This is a genomic window from Gillisia sp. CAL575, from assembly GCF_000403785.1.
In the GTDB taxonomy this organism is placed as follows: Bacteria; Bacteroidota; Bacteroidia; order Flavobacteriales; family Flavobacteriaceae; genus Gillisia.
On record NZ_APHJ01000021.1, the window covers coordinates 57,655 to 76,165 of the forward strand.

The window sequence follows — 18,511 nt, forward strand, 5'->3', positions numbered from 1 at the left end:
ATTTTTTATTTTTTGGATGCTCCAAGATTAGCAAAAATTATAAATTACGCAAGGAATTGACGGAATTTATTATGCATACATAATAATACCACTAAAGTTTAAATGAAATCTGTTACAATCGTAAAAAAATCAGCAATTTTCTCAGCATGCACCCAATGCCCCGCACCTTCTATGGTTTGAATTGTAGCGTTTGGAAAATGCTTTTTTATCAAAGGTTTATCCTCTTCAGTGATATATCCCGACTTTCCTCCACGAATAAATAGACTTGGCCCAGAAAAAGTGATATTATCAGATAGCGCATTTCCTATTTCTTCTCCAGATTTACTTAACACATCTAAATTCAGTCTTAGAGAAAGCTTCTCTTTAGTTTTCCAATATAAATTCTTTAGAAGAAAAAGTCGAGTTCCTTTATCTGGTACAAACTTGGCCAAAAAATCTTCTGCATCTCCTCTGGAGGTTATTTTTTCATTATCTAAAGCTTCTAAACCCTGCAATATTTCCTGATGATGTGGCGGGTAATATTTGGGAGAAATATCAACTATTATAAGTTTTTTTATCAGCTCTGGAAAATCACCTGCAACTTGCATGGCAACTTTACCGCCCATAGAATGACCCAATAAAATGATATTCTTTAAATTGTTATCTTCACAATAATCTTTAACGTCCTGAGACATAACCTCATAATTCATTTCTGAAGTATGAGGGCTTCTACCATGATTTCGTTGATCTATTAAATGAACCTGAAATCCCTTTTCTGCAAACTTACTTCCAAGAGTTTTCCAATTATCACTCATTCCTAAAAATCCGTGAAGAATTAAAAATGGAGTACCTTCACCTATAACGCTTGCATTTAGTTTCATCATCCTTTCAATAAATTTAAATATCTTTTAATAGTCGTTTCCAAACCAAAATATAAAGATTCTGTTATTAAGGCATGGCCAATAGACACTTCTAATAAACCTGGAACTTCTTGTTTAAAATATTGAATATTCTCTAAAGAAAGATCATGACCTGCATTTAAACCAAGATCTAATTCAATAGCTTTATTAGCACAATCTGTATATATTTTTACTGCATTTTTATTTCCTTTGCTGAATTGTTCTGCGTAAGCTTCAGTATACAATTCTATTCTATCTGCTCCAGTATTTGCTGCATGTTCAACCATACTTAGATTAGGATCTACAAAAATGGAAGTTCTAATATCATTCCTTTTGAATTCTGATATAACTTCTTTCAAAAAATCCTTATGCTTAATAGTATCCCAACCGGAATTTGAAGTAATAGCATCTATAGCATCTGGCACTAATGTCACCTGAGCGGGTTTCGCTTTTAGAACCATGTCTACAAATTGGGGAATAGGATTTCCTTCAATATTGAACTCTGTTGTTATCACAGGTTTAAGATCAAAAACATCTTGATATCTAATATGTCTCTCATCTGGCCTTGGATGAACTGTAATTCCTTGGGCTCCGAAAGACTCTATATCTTTTGTAAATTGAACTAAATCTGGAACATTACCACCTCTAGCATTTCTTAGTGTGGCAATTTTATTGATATTTACACTTAAATGGGTCATTATATTTGGCTTTGAATTAACAAAAATACAAAGATGAGGATGCCCTATTGAATATAATTTTAATTAATTTGCATTAAAATGAAGAGGAATTATGAGTATTGAAAGTTATATCGTTAATGACATGGAAATCTGCCAGATCACTGAAAAAATCGGGGATCTAAAGAAAAAATTCAATGAACTCACCTATTCCCATATGCCTGTTGGAAATGACGGCGTTTACTTGGGAAGTATCTCTGAAAATGATGTGAGATGTTTTGATGCCGAAAAGACTCTTGCGGATTATCAATATGCTTTAGAAGGATTTTACGCTCGAGAATCGGATAACTGGTTAGACACCTTAGAGACATTTGCTCAAAATCAGGCTAATATTGTACCGGTTTTAGATTCAGAAAATCAATACTTAGGCTATGTAGAATTGAGCGACATTCTGCACCAGTTTAACGAAACTCCATTTCTTAACGAGCCTGGCGGAATAGTTGTCTTAGAAAAAGGTAGTTTAGATTATTCTTTTAGTGAAATAGGACAGATCATAGAATCTCAAAATGCCCGAATTTCTGGAATGTTTGTTTCTTCACAAGAGAATGATCTTACTCAGATCACGGTTAAAGTAAACGCCTCTGGCTTAAATGAAATATTACAAACGCTAAGAAGATATGGATACACAATAATTTCTGACCATCAGGAAGATCTATATACCAACAATTTAAAAGAGCGCTCCAGATATTTGGACAAATACCTTAATATATAATAATGAAAGTAGGGATTTATGGTCAGTTTTATCACAAAGATTCTGGCATTTATATTAAAGAACTTTTTGATATTCTAGATCATGAAAATATCGAAGTGTCGATTGAAAAAAACTTTCTAAACCTTATTCATGAACATAAAATATTAAACAAGGATTATAAGCATTTCAGCACATTTAAAGAGCTTGATGATACTTACGATCTATTTTTTAGTATTGGTGGAGATGGAACTATATTAAAATCTATCAATTATATTCAGAATCTTAATATTCCGATTTTGGGCATCAATACTGGAAGACTAGGTTTTCTTGCCACCATTCAGAAGGAAGAAATAAAGAGAAGTATTTCATCTATTCTTCATAAAAAATATGAGATCTCAGAACGAACGGTACTTTGCATAGAAACTAATCCTTCAAGCGAAGAAATTGGTGAAACGAATTATGCTTTGAATGAAATAGCGGTAAGCAGAAAAAACACAACCTCTATGATCACTGTAGAAACTTGGTTAAATGATAAATATTTAACTTCTTATTGGGCAGATGGCTTAATAGTTTCTACACCTACAGGATCTACTGGTTATTCCCTAAGTTGTGGTGGCCCGGTAATTGTACCAGATACTAAAGCCTTAGTAATAACCCCAATTGCGCCACATAATTTAAACGCAAGACCATTAGTAATAAAAGATGATACCGAAATAAAACTCAAAATATCTGGTAGAGAAGACTTTTTTCTAGTATCTATGGATTCCCGAATTGCAACCCTGAGCAATGCAACAGAGATTAGCATTAAAATTGCACCCTTCACAATTAGCATGGTAGAAATAGAAAAAGACAGTTTTCTTGAAACACTTAGAAAAAAGCTTTTATGGGGCGAGGATAAACGCAACTAAACAATAAAAGCTTCCAATATTTGTTTATAAACATATACTAAAATGCCCAAATTATTGCTGGGTAAACAATATTACTATATTTGCAAACTTTTAAAAACCTATGAGGCACCTGTTATTACTACTTATTTTGTTTGCATTTTTTCAGTCTTCTGTTGCTCAAACCTTCGAAGTAGGACCATTTATTGGAGGCGCAAACTATATTGGAGATGTGGGAAAATCATCTTATATCAACCCCACTACTCTTGTAGGTGGAGGGATAGTGAAATGGAACAGGAGCGACCGGCATAGTCTTAGATTTAGTTTGTTATATGCCGAAATTCAAGCAGATGATTCAAAATCTAATGAAGTTAGAAGACAACAAAGGGGTTATAGTTTTACAAATCATATCGCCGAGGCTTCTTTAGGATTAGAATTTAATTTTTATACTTTTGATCTTCATGATGCCGTACCACAAAGCACTCCATATCTATATACTGGGGTATCTTATTTTAATTCTAACCATCAATATTTAAGCGCGGATCTCCCAAATTCAGGAACTTTAGAGCCTCAAGGGGACAATTGGAGTTTTGCAATTCCTGTAATTTTTGGATATAAGCAGACCATAACTCCAAAGATAATTGGAGCCTTTGAAATTGGGGTTAGATATAGCTTTACAGATAATATTGACGGGAGTAATCCTCAAGAATTATTAGGAAGAAGAGATCCTCCTAGAGAATTTGGGAACACAAATACTAAAGACTGGTATGTATTTTCCGGCGTAAGCTTTACCTTTACATTTGGAAAAAAACCATGTTACTGTAATATATAGGATGTTCAAAGAAAAAATTAACCCAGAAAGTTTACCCAAACACATCTCTATTATTATGGATGGAAATGGTAGATGGGCAAAGCAAAAAGGATTTTTACGCGCACTTGGACATGAAGAAGGCACAAAGGCCGTTCGTGATGTTGTAGAAGGATCTGCTGAATTAGGTATTGAAAATCTTACATTATATGCTTTTTCTACTGAAAATTGGAATCGTCCAAAATTGGAGGTAGATACTCTTATGCGACTATTGGTTACCTCGCTTAAGAAAGAAATAAAGACTCTTATCAAAAATGACATTAAGCTAAATGCGATAGGAAATCTTGACACATTACCCAAAAAGGCACAAAAAGAGCTTAATGAAGTTATCGAGAAGACCAAAAATAATAATAGAATGATCCTAACTTTAGCTTTAAGCTATGGTTCTAGAGAAGAATTGATTCATGCAGTTAAGGATATTAGTCAAAAAGTAAAAAATGAGGAATTATCTTTAGATGCTATTGATGAATCAATTATAAATCAGCATCTTTACACCCAAAATTTACCAGACGTAGATTTACTGATTCGTACTAGTGGCGAACAACGAATAAGTAACTTTTTATTATGGCAAATAGCATACGCAGAATTATATTTTAGCAAGATTTTATGGCCGGATTTTCGTAGAGAAGATTTATATGAGGCCATTTATAATTATCAAACGAGAGAACGAAGATTTGGAAAAACCAGTGAGCAGATTAGTTAATACAAACATGTCAAAAAAGTTTTTAAGCCTTTTGGCATTTTGTTTTTTGTATACCCTATCATTTCAGGCACAAGATTTACCGCTAGGTGGAGGAAGTAAATATACAATAGGAAAGATTGAAGTAACAGGAACAGTTAGTTATAACGAACAAACTGTAGTAGCCTATACAGGCTTAAAATCTGGTGATGAAATTTTTATTCCTGGCGATAAAATTAGTAAGGTCCTTAAGAAATTATGGGATCTTGGTCTATTTAGTGATATTAATTTTTACGTTACCAATATAGAGGGAAATGTTGCAGATCTTGAACTTGAAATTCAGGAAGTTCCAGCTTTAGCAGAAGTGAGAATTCAAGGAATAAAGAAGAAATCCACTCAGGAGGAACTAATAAAAGAGAATTCTTTAACTCCGGGTTCAAAGGTTACAGAAAATCTTACCACTACAACTAAGAACTTCATAGAGAACAAGTATAAAAAAGAAGGCTATTTTAATACCAAAGTAGTTATTAGTACTACACCAATTGTAGACACTACTGGTACCAACAAGGTTAACATGGTCGTTAATGTAGATCAAGGTGAGAAAGTTAAGGTTGGAGACATTGAATTTATTGGTAACGATGAGCTGAGTGATGCCAAACTTAAAGGTGCAATGAGCAACACTAAAGAGAAGAATTTCTTTAGAGTATGGAAAAGATCTAAGTTCAATTTTGATGATTTTGAAGCAGATAAGGTTGGAATCATAAACAAGTATAAAGAAAACGGATTTAGAGATGCAAGAATAGTATCTGACACTCTATTAATTAAAGACCCTAAGACCGTTGCATTACAACTTCAGGTAGAAGAAGGAAACAAACATTATATTGGAAATATAGATTTCGTTGGAAATGTGGTGTATTCAGATGACCTATTAACAAGATTTCTTGGTATTAGCAAAGGGGATGTTTACAATGGGGTTTTGTTAGAAAAAAGAATCTCAGATCCATCCAAGCCGGATTCTCAGGACATCGCAAATCAATACAAAAACAACGGTTATTTATTTGCTCAAATAAATACCGTAGAAACTAAAGTTTATAATGACACTATAGATTTTGAAATAAGAATTGTAGAAGGAAAAGAAGCGTACTTCAATAAAATTAGCGTTGTTGGTAATACAAAAACGAAAGATCATGTAGTCTATCGTGAATTACGCACTAAACCAGGTCAAAAATATAGTCAAGAAAACGTAGTTAGAACTATTAGAGAGATAGGTCAGCTTGGATTCTTTGATGCAGAAAACGTGCAGCCAAACTTTCTAAATGTAGATCCTAACAGTGGAACTTTAGATATGGAATACGCTGTTGTAGAGGCTGGAGCAAGCCAAATAGAACTACAAGGTGGTTATGGTGGTGGTGGTTTTATTGGAACTTTAGGTCTATCTTTTAATAACTTCTCTATAGCAGGGATACTTGACAAAGATGCTTATCAACCAATTCCAATGGGAGATGGTCAGAAATTATCTTTAAGAGCACAAGCAAGTATTTATTATCAAACCTACAGTCTATCTTTTGTAGAACCATGGCTAGGTGGTAAAAAACCAAAGAGTTTATCTACATCTTTTTCTTATACTAGACAGTTCCTTTATGACCCAACAAGAGGGAAAGCAGATAAGTCTAGAAGTTTTGATATTCTGGGGGTAAATGTTGGTCTTGCTAAGAGATTACAGTGGCCAGATGATTACTTTACATTATCTCAATCTGTAGGTTTCCAGAGATATGATTTAAATAATTATAACACTGGATTATTCACTTTTGGAGATGGTTTTTCTAACAACCTTACTTATACCATTGGATTAAGCAGAAATAGTAAAGGAATAAATCCAATATTCCCAACTGTAGGTTCAGAGTTTAATTTTATAGCAAAATTTACTCCCCCTTATTCACTTTGGAATGGAACAGATTATAATGATCTTGAGAACCAAAGAGAATTTCAATTAGAAGATGATAATGGAAATCTTTTAAATTCAGATGGATTAAGGCTAAGAGAAGGAGATTTGCCTGTGGGTGATCAATCCAAAATAGATCAGGAAAAATTTAAATGGTTAGAGTTTTACAAAATAAAATTTGATGCTGCATGGTACACCACCCTATTTAATTTAGGACCTAAAGGACCTCTAGTATTGAAAACAGCTGTAGAATATGGTTTCTTAGGTGCTTACAATAATGATCGTGGAATTCCACCTTTCGAGCGTTTCTATCTAGGTGGAAATGGAATGGGAACTTACAGTTTAGATGGAAGAGAAAGTATCGCTCTAAGAGGTTACCCAGATCAATCCCTAGTGCCTTTAGATAGAACAAGTTTAAGCCAGGCTAGTAATGTAGATGGAGCAACTATCTATAACAAGTATTCCTTAGAATTAAGATACCCAATAACTCTAAAACCCGCCGCATCTATTTACGGTTTAATGTTCATAGAAGGTGGAGCATCTTATGATAATTTTAGAGACTTTAATCCATTCCAACTAAACAGATCTGCCGGTGCAGGGTTAAGGGTTTTTATGCCTCAATTTGGATTATTGGGAATTGACTTTGGATATGGTTTTGACCCTGTTCCTGGAGGATCATCACCAAATGGTTGGGAAACTCACTTTATAATCGGACAGCAATTCTAGGTTTGGCACGATTATTTCTAATAGCACTACTATGAAACGTCAAGTTTTTATTCTACTAGTTTTTTTAGCAGGATTTCAGCCATTAGTTCAGGCTCAGAAACCTAACAGAATCGCTTATATAGATATGGAATTTATCTTGGCAAACGTTCCTGAATATAATGAAGCTTCAGCTCAACTGGAAGAACGAGTTCAACAATGGAAAATGGAGTTGGACAGAGATCTAAAAAAAGTGGAAGCAATGCAAATTGCTCTGGAACAAGAAAGACCTTTATTAACTAAGGAGCTTATTGAAGAAAGAGAAGCTACTATCGCTTTTGAAGAATCTAAAATTTCAGAATATCAACAAAAACGTTTTGGATCTAATGGAGATTTTTTACTTCAGAAGAAACAATTGATAAAGCCAATCCAAGATCAGGTATTTAATGCGATCCAGGAAATAGGCACTCAAAGAAATTACGACTATATTTTTGACAGAACATCTAATGTTGGTATGGTTTTTTCAGCAGAAAAACATAATATTAGTGATCAGGTTTTAAGGATAATTACTAGAGCTTCTAAAAGAGAACAATTGAGTTCTAGAGGTGAGATTGCTGAAATGGAGATCGAAGAGAATCGTACTGTTGAGGAAGATGTGGAAATTGAAGAGAAAGCACAAGCAGTAAAAGAAGTTCAAGATGAACGTGAAGCTTTAATTGAAGCTAGAAAACAAGAAAAAGATTCGATTAGAGCTGTGAAGCAAAGAGAATTTGACGAGAGAAGAGCTAAGATATTAGAAGATAGACAACGTAAGAAAGATTCTATAGATGATGTTCGGAAACGAAAAATTGAAGACATGAAAACTAAAGATAACGATTAATAAATAACGCAAACCTTTAACACTTAACAATTAATACATTAAAAATGAAACAATTCAGAACCCTTTTTATAGCAGTAGCTTTAATAATCGGAGCAACAGCTTTTACAAATGCACAATCCAAGGTTGCTCACGTAGCATCTCAAGAACTAGTTGAAACTATGCCAGCTTACAAAGAAGCAATGAGTCAATTAGAAAAATTACAAAAAACTTACGATGCTGAGATCAGAGATATGATGACTGAAGCACAAAAAACAATGCAACGTTACGAATCTGAAGCTGCTACTAAGACAGAAGAAGAAAACGGAAAAAGAGCTCAAGAATTACAAGGAACTCAAAGAAGAATCCAAGAACACGGACAAAAAGCACAACAAGATCTTCAGAAAAAAGAACTTGACCTTTTAAAGCCTGTTTATGAGAAAGCTCGTGTTGCAATCCAAAAAGTTGCAAGAGCTAAAGGATACGATTACGTTCTAGACTCTTCTAACGGAGCTGGTGTGATCATGGCAGATGGTTTTAATTTAATGCCAGATGTGAAGAAAGAATTAGGAATGTAATATTTTCTAAATAATAATTCATAAAACTGCGCTTCCTTGAAGCGCAGTTTTTATTTTTGTACCAATGAGTAATTCTAATCCCATTGGTTTTTTTGATTCTGGCGTAGGTGGTACTTCCATTTGGAAGGAAGTAATACAACTATTACCAAATGAGAACAGCATCTATCTCTCAGATAGTATAAATGCTCCGTATGGAGAAAAGACAGTTCAAGAAATTATCGCTTTAAGTAAAAAAAATACTGAAAAGCTTATAGCCATGGGTTGTAAAATTATTGTTGTTGCCTGCAACACTGCCACCACTAATGCCATCCAAATTTTAAGAACTACTTATTCCCTCCCAATAATTGGTATAGAACCAGCAATTAAGCCTGCAGCTTTAAAATCTCAAACAAAATCTATTGGGATACTTGCTACAAAAGGAACACTTTCTAGCAAGCTTTTCTCTAAAACCTCTGAGTTATACTCCAAAAACATAAATATTATAGAGGTGGTTGGAAATGGATTGGTAAGCCTAATTGAACAAGGCAAACAGGATTCTGCTGAAACTAAAGAACTTTTGTCCAAACTTCTAAAACCAATGTTGATTGCTAAAGTGGATTACCTTGTTTTAGGTTGCAGCCACTACCCCTATTTACTTCCAGCTTTAAAAGAGATCTTACCTGCAGAGGTTAGCATAATAGATTCTGGTGAAGCCGTGGCAAGACAAACTAAAAAAGTGCTTTTAGAGAACGATCTCATGAATAATTCTATTGATAAACCTAAACACTTGCTTTTTAGCAATGCAAACCCAAAGGTATTAGCAAAGCTTGTAAATGGTGAAGCTGCAGAACTTAGTGAAGTTTCTTATCTGGAATTTTAATTGATAGCCGGGCACTTACAATCATATCTTCCTCGATCTCTACCAAAATCATAGCCTAAGGTAATTTGATGAAATCCGCTGTTACTTAGAACGATCGAGTTAAGTTGATGTGAATAAGTATAGGCGAAAAGGAATTTTTTGTATTCTAACCCAATAAACGGAGTTACATATTGTAGTTGTTGATTTTCGATTTTTGAACCGTCCGTAGTATATTCTGCACCTTCAAAACTTCGTCTATAAGAAACACCTCCAAAAATATCACCAAAATCTAAAGTTTTATAAGCCTTTAAGTTGGCATCCAATGATTTTTCTGAAGTTTGCTCTCTAAGCTGAAATAAGAGTGATGGCTCAAAACTCCATTCACTATTATCCTTAGTATACACATAACCTGTAGAAAACAAATATTTACGCTGATTGTTAGGCACTGCATCAGAATAGAATAAATCTCTACTTACTGGAAGTATGTTTTTGGCAGTGGCATGTGCGAAAAAATCTAAATAATAATAAGAAATTCCAACATCCATATTGGCATAGATATCTGAAGGATTTCCTCCACCAATTAGTGGATCGAAGTCTGTGAATCCAGATTGATCCAGACTGTGTTGTATAACGCCGAGGCTTATCCCGAAAGAAAACTGATTAAGATCCAATTCACTTCGAGACAGCAATAGGTGATAAGCCAAAGTCGCATAAGCACCTTGTTTAGAGTAGTTTCCATTCTTATCGTTGAACGCAATTGCTCCAATCCCTATTTTCTCCCCTACTCTCCCATTAACACTTAAAGTTTGTAAACTTGGCGCGTCTTTCACGTCAAACCACTGTTGTCTAGCAGTAAGTCTAATTTTATTAAAGTTTGCGGCTCCCGCCATTGAGGGATGTAGTAAATATAGGTTGTCTGTTAAATAATCTGAATAGGTTGGTATTACCTCTTGTGCTTTAGAGGAAGTAGCAACAAAGAATGACAAGAAAAAACTAAAGTAAAGACATAATTTCATTAAAATAAATCATTTTAAAAGCACTTATAGCTTTATGATTTCAGAATATAGAGATATAGGTTAAGACTATACGCTCAACCAGAATAACAATTGTAAATATAGAGATTACCGAACTTTGTTTTAGTAATTTTGCAACAAAATATTGAAGATGAATAAATATACTATTAATATAGAGCCTACATCAAATCCGGCGATCGTTAAGTTTGAAACAAATCAGTTTTTAACAAGACATGAAAGTTTTGAATTTGGAAACATTGAGGAAGCACAAAAATCCCCATTGGCACAGCAATTATTTCATTTACCTTTTGTAAAGACTGTTTTTATAGCTCAGAATTTTATTGCTATAGAAAAATATAATATCATTGAATGGGCAGATGTACAAGAAGAAGTTTCAGAGCAATTATTGGATTTTTTAAATAATGATGGAGTTATATTAAAAACTGAGGACAATACAACTTCAACTTCAAAAAAAGTACCTGTAACTGTTTACGCTGAAACTACTCCAAATCCATCGGTAATGAGATTTGTAGCGAACAAAAAATTAGTGATCGCTCCTACTGAATTCAAAAATATAGATGCGACTGCAAATGCACCTATTGCAAGAGAATTATTCAATTTTCCATTCGTAAAAGAAATTTTTATAGATGAGAATTATATTTCTATCAATAAGTACGATATCGCAAACTGGGATGAGATCGCAATGGAGTTGCGTGAATTTATCACTAAGTACATTCAAGATGGGAAAGACATCGTTCTAAAAGAGACTTTAAAAACTCCTGCTGAAGCGGACCAAGGTTCAGAACAAACAAACCCATCTGTATCAACGGAAAATCTGGATCCTGTCTCCAAGCAAGTGATAGACATTTTAGAAGAATATATAAAACCCGCAGTAGCAAGTGATGGTGGAAATATAATGTTCGATTCTTATAATGAAGAAACCAAAACCGTAAAAGTTGTATTACAAGGCGCTTGTAGTGGATGCCCATCTTCTACTGCTACTTTAAAAAATGGAATTGAAACCATGATGCGTGATATGCTAGCAGGCAAAGTAGAATATGTTGAAGCAGTGAACGGATAATATTTTCATTCTCTAATCAAGGATTTTCATTTAACAAAGCTTTATAAACAAGATCTACATAATTTAGTAACTTAGGTAGGTATTTAGTAATAATCTATTTAAAAGAAATATTATGCCAATAATTAAAGTGATTGAAGTAATGGCAACCTCAAGCGATGGTTGGGAAGACGCAGCAAAAAATGCTGTAAAGCATGCAGCAAAAACAGTAAAAAATATTAAATCTGTTTATATAAAAGATCAGAGCGCACGAGTACAAGGTGAAAATCTAACCGAATATCGTGTCAACGTGAAAATCTCCTTTGAAGTGAGCTAAAGTTTTCTTTCAAAAAAAATAGTAGAGCTAATAACAAGTAATTTTAATTGCCTTTTGGACTGAAATACTTGTTATTAGCTCTGTTTGTTTTAAACAATTCTTTTATTTCATTATATTATTCTTTATGAAATCAGAAAAGCATACCAACTCCCTTAGCCAAGAAAGCAGCCCTTATCTTTTACAACATGCCCACAATCCTGTAAACTGGCATCCTTGGGGGTCTAAGATCCTGGAGAAAGCTCTAGCAGACAATAAACTAATCATTATTAGTGTGGGTTATGCAGCTTGCCATTGGTGTCATGTTATGGAACATGAGAGTTTTGAAGATGAAGATGTTGCAGAGATCATGAATTCCAATTACTATAATGTTAAAGTAGACAGAGAAGAACGTCCAGATGTAGACATGGTGTACATGAGCGCTGTACAAATAATGACGGGCAGCGGCGGTTGGCCTATGAATATTGTGGCCTTACCAGATGGACGACCAGTTTGGGGTGGTACCTATTTTAAGAAAGAAGCTTGGAAAAGTTCCCTATTACAAATTGCAAGACTTTATAAAGAGGAACCTGACAAACTACTTGAATATGCAGATAAATTGAATGAAGGACTCATTAGCATGCAGCTTATACCACAGTCCTCTGATTCAGAAAATGAGATATCTTTAGATTTTATCTCAGAAAAATTAGAACAGAATTTTGATTGGAGATATGGAGGAACAAAACAGGTTCCCAAGTTCGTAATTCCTTCTAATTTTGAGTTTTTACTTAAATATGCTCAACTATATAAGAAGGAAAAAGTTGAAGAATTTGTAAAATTGAGTCTCACCAAAATTTCCTTTGGTGGAATTTACGATCATATAGAAGGAGGTTTTTCAAGATATTCTGTAGACGAAAAATGGCATATTCCTCATTTTGAGAAAATGTTGTACGATAATGCTCAAATGGTGAGTTTGTATAGTAAAGCTTATGCATTAACCAATATAGATTGGTATAAAGAAGTGGTGGGGCAAAGCTTAGAGTTCATCAAGAACAATCTCACGACTAAAGAAGGTTCTTTTTACTCTTCGTTAGATGCAGACAGCATAAATAAAAAGGGACAACTTAAAGAGGGGGCCTTTTATACCTGGGAAATAGATGAATTAAAAGAACTTTTAAATGAAGAGTTTTCCGTTTTTAAAGAATACTACAATGTCAATTCTTATGGAAAATGGGAAAACAATGAGTATGTTTTAATAAGAAACCAAGAAGATGCTACTTTTTTAGAAGAACATAAATTAAATTCGGCTGAATTTAGAAAGATGAAAGACGATTGGACTACCACTCTTTCTTCAAAAAGGAATACTCGAGAAAAACCAAGATTAGACGATAAGCAATTAACCTCCTGGAATGCTTTAATGCTCTCCGGTTATGTGGATGCTTATAAGATTACCCATAATGAAGATTATTTAGCAATCGCGCTTAAAAACGCTTCCTTTATCAAGAAGCACCTATGTAAGTCCGAAGGAAATCTTCAGCGCTCTTTTAAAAATGGAGAAAGCTCTATTAATGGCTATTTGGAAGATTATGCGCTTTTAATTGAAGCTTGCATTAAGCTATATGAAGTTAGCTTCGATTTTGAGTGGCTTAATTTTTCAAAAGACCTCCTAGATTATTGTATTCAAAATTACCATGATCCAAAAACGGGTCTATTTTATTTTACATCTAAAAAAGACCAGCCGCTTATTACTAGAAACTATGAACTTTCAGATAATGTGATTCCAGCTTCAAATTCTGTAATGGCTCAAAATCTATTCAAACTTTCTAAATATTTTGGGGAGGAAGATTTTCTGACTATTTCAGAAAAAATGCTAACTGCGGTGACACCTCAGCTAGAAGATTATCCACAAGGTTATTCCAATTGGCTTTCTTTAAAACTTAATTTCAGTCATAGTTTTTATGAAGTTGTAATTATGGGACCTAATGCAAAAGACTTATTAGCAAAACTCAACAAGGAGTATCTTCCGAATATTCTAATTGCAGGTTCAACTGTGGAGAACAATAGTTCTCCCCTATTCCAACATCGATTTAAAAAAGACGAAAATCTTATTTACGTATGTTCCAATGGAGCTTGCCAACTTCCTGTAAAAACAATAACTTCAGCATTAGAGTTAATAAAATAGATTTAACAATACTTAAACAGCAAAAATTATTAATTCCACAACAAATACCTTTTTTTTGCAAAAAATTTAAAGTCACATGAAATACTTAGACAACTGGGAAAAATACGCTACAGAATACACCGATAAATTTATCGACTTTCTACCAAGTCTTCTTTTTGCGCTTTTCTTATTAATTTTTGGATTATGGGTGATAAATATATTCGTGAAATATATTCGTAAGTATTTTGATAAGAAAGATTATGATCCAACATTAGAGAACTTTGCTGTAACCCTTACAAACTGGACATTAAAGATAATTCTATTTATTTTGGTAATCACTAAATTAGGTGTAGAAACCACCTCTTTAGTTGCGATTATTGGTGCTGCAGGCTTAGCAATAGGTCTTGCATTACAAGGTTCTTTATCTAATTTTGCCGGGGGTGTACTTATTATTGTCTTAAAACCATTTAAGGTTGGAGACTTTATTGAAGCTCAAGGCGTATCTGGAACAGTAAAAGAAACCACTTTGTTTTATACTAAATTAACAACTTTTGGAAACCAATTAGCAGTGATCCCAAATGGGCAGCTCACCAACGATAATATCATAAATTATACTGTAGAAGGTAAGAGAAAAGATGCAATTACTATTGGTATTTCCTATGATAGCGATATTAAACTAGCAAAGGATATCTTAATAAATCTTATGGCAGAACAAGAACAAATTTTCACAGATCCTGCGCCACAGGTTGTTGTAACAGAATTAGCAGATAGTGCTGTAAATCTATCCTTGCGTTTTTGGGCTTTAAATGAAGATTTTTGGAATTGTCACTGGTACACCATTGAAGAAGCTAAAACGAGATTAGAAGCTGCAGGAGTTGGAATTCCGTTCCCACAAAGAGATGTTCATTTCTATAATCATTCTGAAAATATTAGGGAAGAGAATAATAAAGACAACAAAGAAGACAATAGAAAAGAAAATAAGGAAGTGGAAAATAGTGAAGATAATGAGGAAGGTTATAAAGAAAATAACTAGAAGTTAACCCACCATAAAATCCTTTAAATAATAGGGTTCAAAATAAGCGACATCTTCAAAGTCGCTTTTTTTGTGCTTTATATTCGCCAAATCTACCATTTGTGAGGAAGAAGGTAATTTACCTTCAATATATTGCGCATTGGGATGTTCACAGATTTTTTTAAACTTCTCTACCCCGCTTCCAATAAAGTAGACAACCTGTTCATCCAGATATTCCTTGTAAGAGTCTACATCTAATATTTTAGCAGAAGTTTCTTCAATCTGATTTTTATCCTTATCGAATACAGCAGTATAAACCTCCATACGACGAGCATCCATCATAGGAATAATAGTTCCCTCATTTTCAACCTGATTGGCTAAGGAAGTAAGCGTTGCTACAGAAATTAACGGGAGGTCTAATGAAAAACATAAACCCTTAGCGGCAGAAACGCCAATTCTTAATCCAGTATATGATCCTGGGCCTTTACTTACAGCAATTGCGTCCAGATCTGAAAGCGCTAAATTATTCTCTGCAAGAATTTCCTTTATAAAAATATGAAGCCTTTCTGCATGAGAGTAGCTAGAATCATAATCTTCTTTTAAGGCAAGTAACTTTCCGTTCACACCAATTGCAACAGAGCAATTAGTGGAAGCGGTTTCTATACAAAGTATGGTAGACAATTTTATTTTATTTATTCTGTAGGTTTTTCCTCTTTAAGCAAAATTACATCATCTCCAGATTTTAAAGATTTTGTAACTGTATTATAAGGCCCGGTTATCACAGTTTCGCCAGATTTTAAACCTGAAAGAATTTCGATATTTCTATCGTCCTGGATCCCGGTCTTAACTACACGCAATTTAGCCTTATCTCCGACTTTTACAAAGACAGTTTCAAATTTTTGATCCAAGTTTTCTTTAAGTTCCTCATTCTTGGCTGAAGATTTTGCTGTAGTAGTATCATTTTTAATAACAATAGCACTAATGGGCACTCCAATTACATTGCTTTTTCTACGAGTAATAATATCTACAGTCGCGGTCATTCCTGGTCTAAACGGGGAATAATTTTCCTTCTTACCATCTAAAAGATCTTGGTAAGAAGACTCTAATATTCTAACTTTTACTTTAAAATTGGTAACCTGATCTGCAGTTAAGCCCTGGATCGCAGAATTAGAAATTTCTGTAACCACCCCTTTAAATTCTCTTTTTAAATAAGCATCAACTTCTACTTTAGTGCTATCTCCAACAGAGACCTTTACAATATCATTTTCATTAACGTCTACTTCTACTTCCATTTTAGAAAGATTGGCAACACGCATAATTTCGGTACCAGCCATTTGTTGAGTTCCAACCACTCGTTCCCCTAATTCTACATCTAACTTAGAGATCGTTCCACGCATTGGTGCGTAAATAGTTGTTCTCGCAAGGTTATCTGTGGCCTCAGTAACTGTTGCTGCAGCACTTTGCATACTATAATAACTTGCATTTTTAGAGGCTTCAGAACGCTCGTAAGCAGCTACTATTTGATCCCATTCAGCTTTAGAAATTATTCCTTTATCAAATAAGGTTTTATTTCTATCATAATTAGATTTCGCTTCTTTTAAGCTTGCTTCAGATTGTGCAAAATTTGCTCGTACATTCTGAAGTCCTGCTCTGGAACGTTGCAAACTAGATTGATAAATATCTGGATTAACTCGGGCTAAAAGATCACCCTTTTCTACCATCTGTCCTTCTACAATTGGAAGATCTATAATTTCTCCAGACACTTCAGAAGAAAGCTTTACTTCGATCTCTGGTTGAATTTTTCCAGTGGCCGAAACAGTTTCAATTATTTCTAAAGGTTCAATCTTTGTGATCTCCACCTCCTTAAAGTTTCCTGAAGCGCCAAACCAACCAGCTTTTTTACCTACTACAAGGACCACTATTAATAAAACTGCAATTACACCAATAATTATAAGTGTTTTTTTCTTCATGATTTAAAATTTAAGATCGGTTACTGGGATTCCAAAATATAACTCGATCACTTTTAATTTGAATATATAATCGTATTTAGTTCGCAATAATTCTGTTTGCGCATTTTCTAATCTCACTTTAGATTGACTAAAATCGAAGGCATTAGTTAATCCTACATCAAAACGTTCTGTAGCATATAAATAGGCTTGGTCTTGCGCATCTAAAGCAGACTGTGCAGCCTCAAAAGCCTTTAATGCACCCTGAGCATCCACATAAGCCTGATACACATTTGCCTCCAGGTCTAACTCTGCTTGTTCCAAACGAAACTCTGCTCTTTCTACATTTATCATATTTCGCTTCACCTGATTTCTAGTAGCAAAACCATTTAATATTGGAATACTAAGTTGAAGCCCATAAGAAGTTCCATCATTTTCATACAGTTGTTGTGTGAAATCTCTGTTGAAAGCATCATTATCTGCATAACGTGTATTATAATTATAGAAAGCTGAAAGCGTTGGATAATAGGCACCTTTTGAAATTTGCACATCTTTCTCTGCAATCAACTTTTGCTCTTCAGCAATTTTAATTTCATAGCGCTCCTCTTTAGCTTTCTCGATAAGTTCATAAGGAGAATTCACTAAAATTTCATTTTCTACCACATCATAATCAGTTTCTACGATATCGAAATTTTGATAATCCTTGATCAACAATAATTGAGCAAGGCTAATTAGTGAAATTTGTATATTGTTTTCAGCAACTATAATTCGTTGTTGCTCATTAGCAGCAGTAGCCTGAATTTCTAAAAGATCTCCTTTTGGTAAAACTCCTGCCTCTACAAGATCTTGAGTTCTTTTTAATTGATCGCTAGTAATGCCACTTTGTGACTTTAATACTTCTAAATTTTGCTTATTGAATAAAACCTGCAAATATGAATTAGCAACAAAAAGAGCAATATCATCCTTCATTTGTTCTAATGAATATTGACTAGCAAGTTTAGAAAGCTTAGCTCTCTCAAACTGTCTTAAATTTCTAAGACCATCAAAAAGTGTCAACGAGGTGGAAGCTCCTCCCGAAAGGGAAGTAAACCTTGTGTTTTCAAACCTGTTATTAGTTGGATTGATACTTAAACCTCCATTACTAGATGCAGATACTTGTGCATTTAAAGATGGAATAAAATTCCCTATGGCGTCTAATCGTTCTATTTCTGCAGATTCTACATCTAGAGCCGACTGCTTAATAGATATATTATTTTCTAAAGCATAAGCTACGCATTCTTGCAATGTCCATTTTTTAGTTTGCGCAGTTAGCCCTGCGGAAATCAAAAAAAGACAAGCCAGTAAAATTGATTTTTTCAT

Annotated in this window: 18 protein-coding genes; 12 read left to right on the top strand and 6 right to left on the bottom strand. The window is 34.0% G+C overall.

The genetic code is table 11. The annotated features are described in order from the left end of the window. Positions 1-98 precede the first annotated feature (98 nt). Positions 99-863: an alpha/beta fold hydrolase gene (locus I130_RS03105; protein WP_083932854.1), complete on the bottom strand. Its 765-nt coding sequence runs from the start codon at positions 861-863 to the stop codon at positions 99-101. Beyond that, a complete protein-coding gene (locus tag I130_RS03110; RefSeq protein ID WP_034919279.1) occupies positions 860-1,576 on the bottom strand; it encodes a pyridoxine 5'-phosphate synthase in 717 nt (238 codons plus the stop codon). The genes I130_RS03105 and I130_RS03110 overlap by 4 nt, the downstream gene beginning before the upstream one ends. A gap of 91 nt (positions 1,577-1,667) precedes the next feature. Here I130_RS03110 and I130_RS03115 point away from each other — a divergent pair, with 91 nt between their 5' ends. From I130_RS03115 to murI, 8 genes are all read left to right on the top strand, one after another. Next, on the top strand, positions 1,668-2,324 hold the full coding sequence (locus I130_RS03115; protein WP_034919282.1) for a CBS domain-containing protein: 657 nt from the start codon (positions 1,668-1,670) through the stop codon (positions 2,322-2,324). Positions 2,325-2,326: 2 nt separating this feature from the next. Further along, complete coding sequence (locus I130_RS03120; RefSeq protein WP_034919286.1) at positions 2,327-3,211, top strand: NAD kinase; 885 nt, start codon at positions 2,327-2,329, stop codon at positions 3,209-3,211. 100 nt (positions 3,212-3,311) lie between these two features. Continuing rightward, complete coding sequence (locus I130_RS03125) at positions 3,312-4,019, top strand: DUF6089 family protein (RefSeq protein ID WP_034919289.1); 708 nt, start codon at positions 3,312-3,314, stop codon at positions 4,017-4,019. A 1-nt stretch (position 4,020) separates the two neighbouring features. Then, on the top strand, positions 4,021-4,758 hold the full coding sequence (locus I130_RS03130) for an isoprenyl transferase (RefSeq protein ID WP_034919292.1): 738 nt from the start codon (positions 4,021-4,023) through the stop codon (positions 4,756-4,758). Between the two features lie 7 nt (positions 4,759-4,765). Then, entirely contained in the window at positions 4,766-7,402 is a 2,637-nt protein-coding gene (gene bamA, locus I130_RS03135) for an outer membrane protein assembly factor BamA (RefSeq protein WP_232224014.1), read from the top strand. Positions 7,403-7,433: 31 nt separating this feature from the next. Continuing rightward, on the top strand, positions 7,434-8,258 hold the full coding sequence (locus I130_RS03140) for an OmpH family outer membrane protein (protein WP_034919299.1): 825 nt from the start codon (positions 7,434-7,436) through the stop codon (positions 8,256-8,258). Positions 8,259-8,302: 44 nt separating this feature from the next. Continuing rightward, positions 8,303-8,812, top strand: a complete 510-nt coding sequence (locus I130_RS03145; protein ID WP_034919302.1) for an OmpH family outer membrane protein — start codon at positions 8,303-8,305, stop codon at positions 8,810-8,812. Positions 8,813-8,876: 64 nt separating this feature from the next. Beyond that, complete coding sequence (murI, locus tag I130_RS03150; protein WP_034919306.1) at positions 8,877-9,671, top strand: glutamate racemase; 795 nt, start codon at positions 8,877-8,879, stop codon at positions 9,669-9,671. On the opposite strand, the gene I130_RS03155 is transcribed toward murI, so the two are convergent. Then, positions 9,668-10,666 carry a type IX secretion system membrane protein PorP/SprF gene (locus I130_RS03155; RefSeq protein WP_051119598.1) on the bottom strand — a complete coding sequence of 333 codons (999 nt, stop codon included), beginning with the start codon at positions 10,664-10,666 and terminating at the stop codon, positions 9,668-9,670. The two genes, murI and I130_RS03155, sit on opposite strands and share 4 nt — an antisense overlap. Positions 10,667-10,814: 148 nt before the next feature. Between I130_RS03155 and I130_RS03160 the strand changes: the two genes are divergently transcribed. From I130_RS03160 to I130_RS03175, 4 genes are all read left to right on the top strand, one after another. Further along, entirely contained in the window at positions 10,815-11,744 is a 930-nt protein-coding gene (locus tag I130_RS03160; RefSeq protein ID WP_034919310.1) for a NifU family protein, read from the top strand. Positions 11,745-11,856: 112 nt separating this feature from the next. Beyond that, a complete protein-coding gene (locus I130_RS03165; protein ID WP_034919313.1) occupies positions 11,857-12,057 on the top strand; it encodes a dodecin family protein in 201 nt (66 codons plus the stop codon). Between the two features lie 124 nt (positions 12,058-12,181). Continuing rightward, positions 12,182-14,215, top strand: coding sequence for a thioredoxin domain-containing protein (locus tag I130_RS03170; protein WP_034919316.1), 2,034 nt, complete (start codon positions 12,182-12,184; stop codon positions 14,213-14,215). 76 nt (positions 14,216-14,291) lie between these two features. Next, on the top strand, positions 14,292-15,227 hold the full coding sequence (locus I130_RS03175; protein WP_083932855.1) for a mechanosensitive ion channel family protein: 936 nt from the start codon (positions 14,292-14,294) through the stop codon (positions 15,225-15,227). A gap of 3 nt (positions 15,228-15,230) precedes the next feature. Here the strand turns inward: I130_RS03175 and tsaB are convergent, their stop codons facing one another. Genes tsaB through I130_RS03190 form a run of 3 tightly spaced genes read right to left on the bottom strand, consistent with a single transcriptional unit; the run spans position 15,231 to position 18,511 of the window. Beyond that, positions 15,231-15,887 carry a tRNA (adenosine(37)-N6)-threonylcarbamoyltransferase complex dimerization subunit type 1 TsaB gene (tsaB, locus tag I130_RS03180; protein WP_034919320.1) on the bottom strand — a complete coding sequence of 219 codons (657 nt, stop codon included), beginning with the start codon at positions 15,885-15,887 and terminating at the stop codon, positions 15,231-15,233. Between the two features lie 11 nt (positions 15,888-15,898). Further along, the gene (locus tag I130_RS03185; RefSeq protein WP_034919324.1) at positions 15,899-17,176 is read right to left on the bottom strand and encodes an efflux RND transporter periplasmic adaptor subunit; all 1,278 of its coding nucleotides are present in this window, start codon (positions 17,174-17,176) and stop codon (positions 15,899-15,901) included. A 3-nt stretch (positions 17,177-17,179) separates the two neighbouring features. Beyond that, positions 17,180-18,511, bottom strand: coding sequence for a TolC family protein (locus I130_RS03190; RefSeq protein WP_034919328.1), 1,332 nt, complete (start codon positions 18,509-18,511; stop codon positions 17,180-17,182).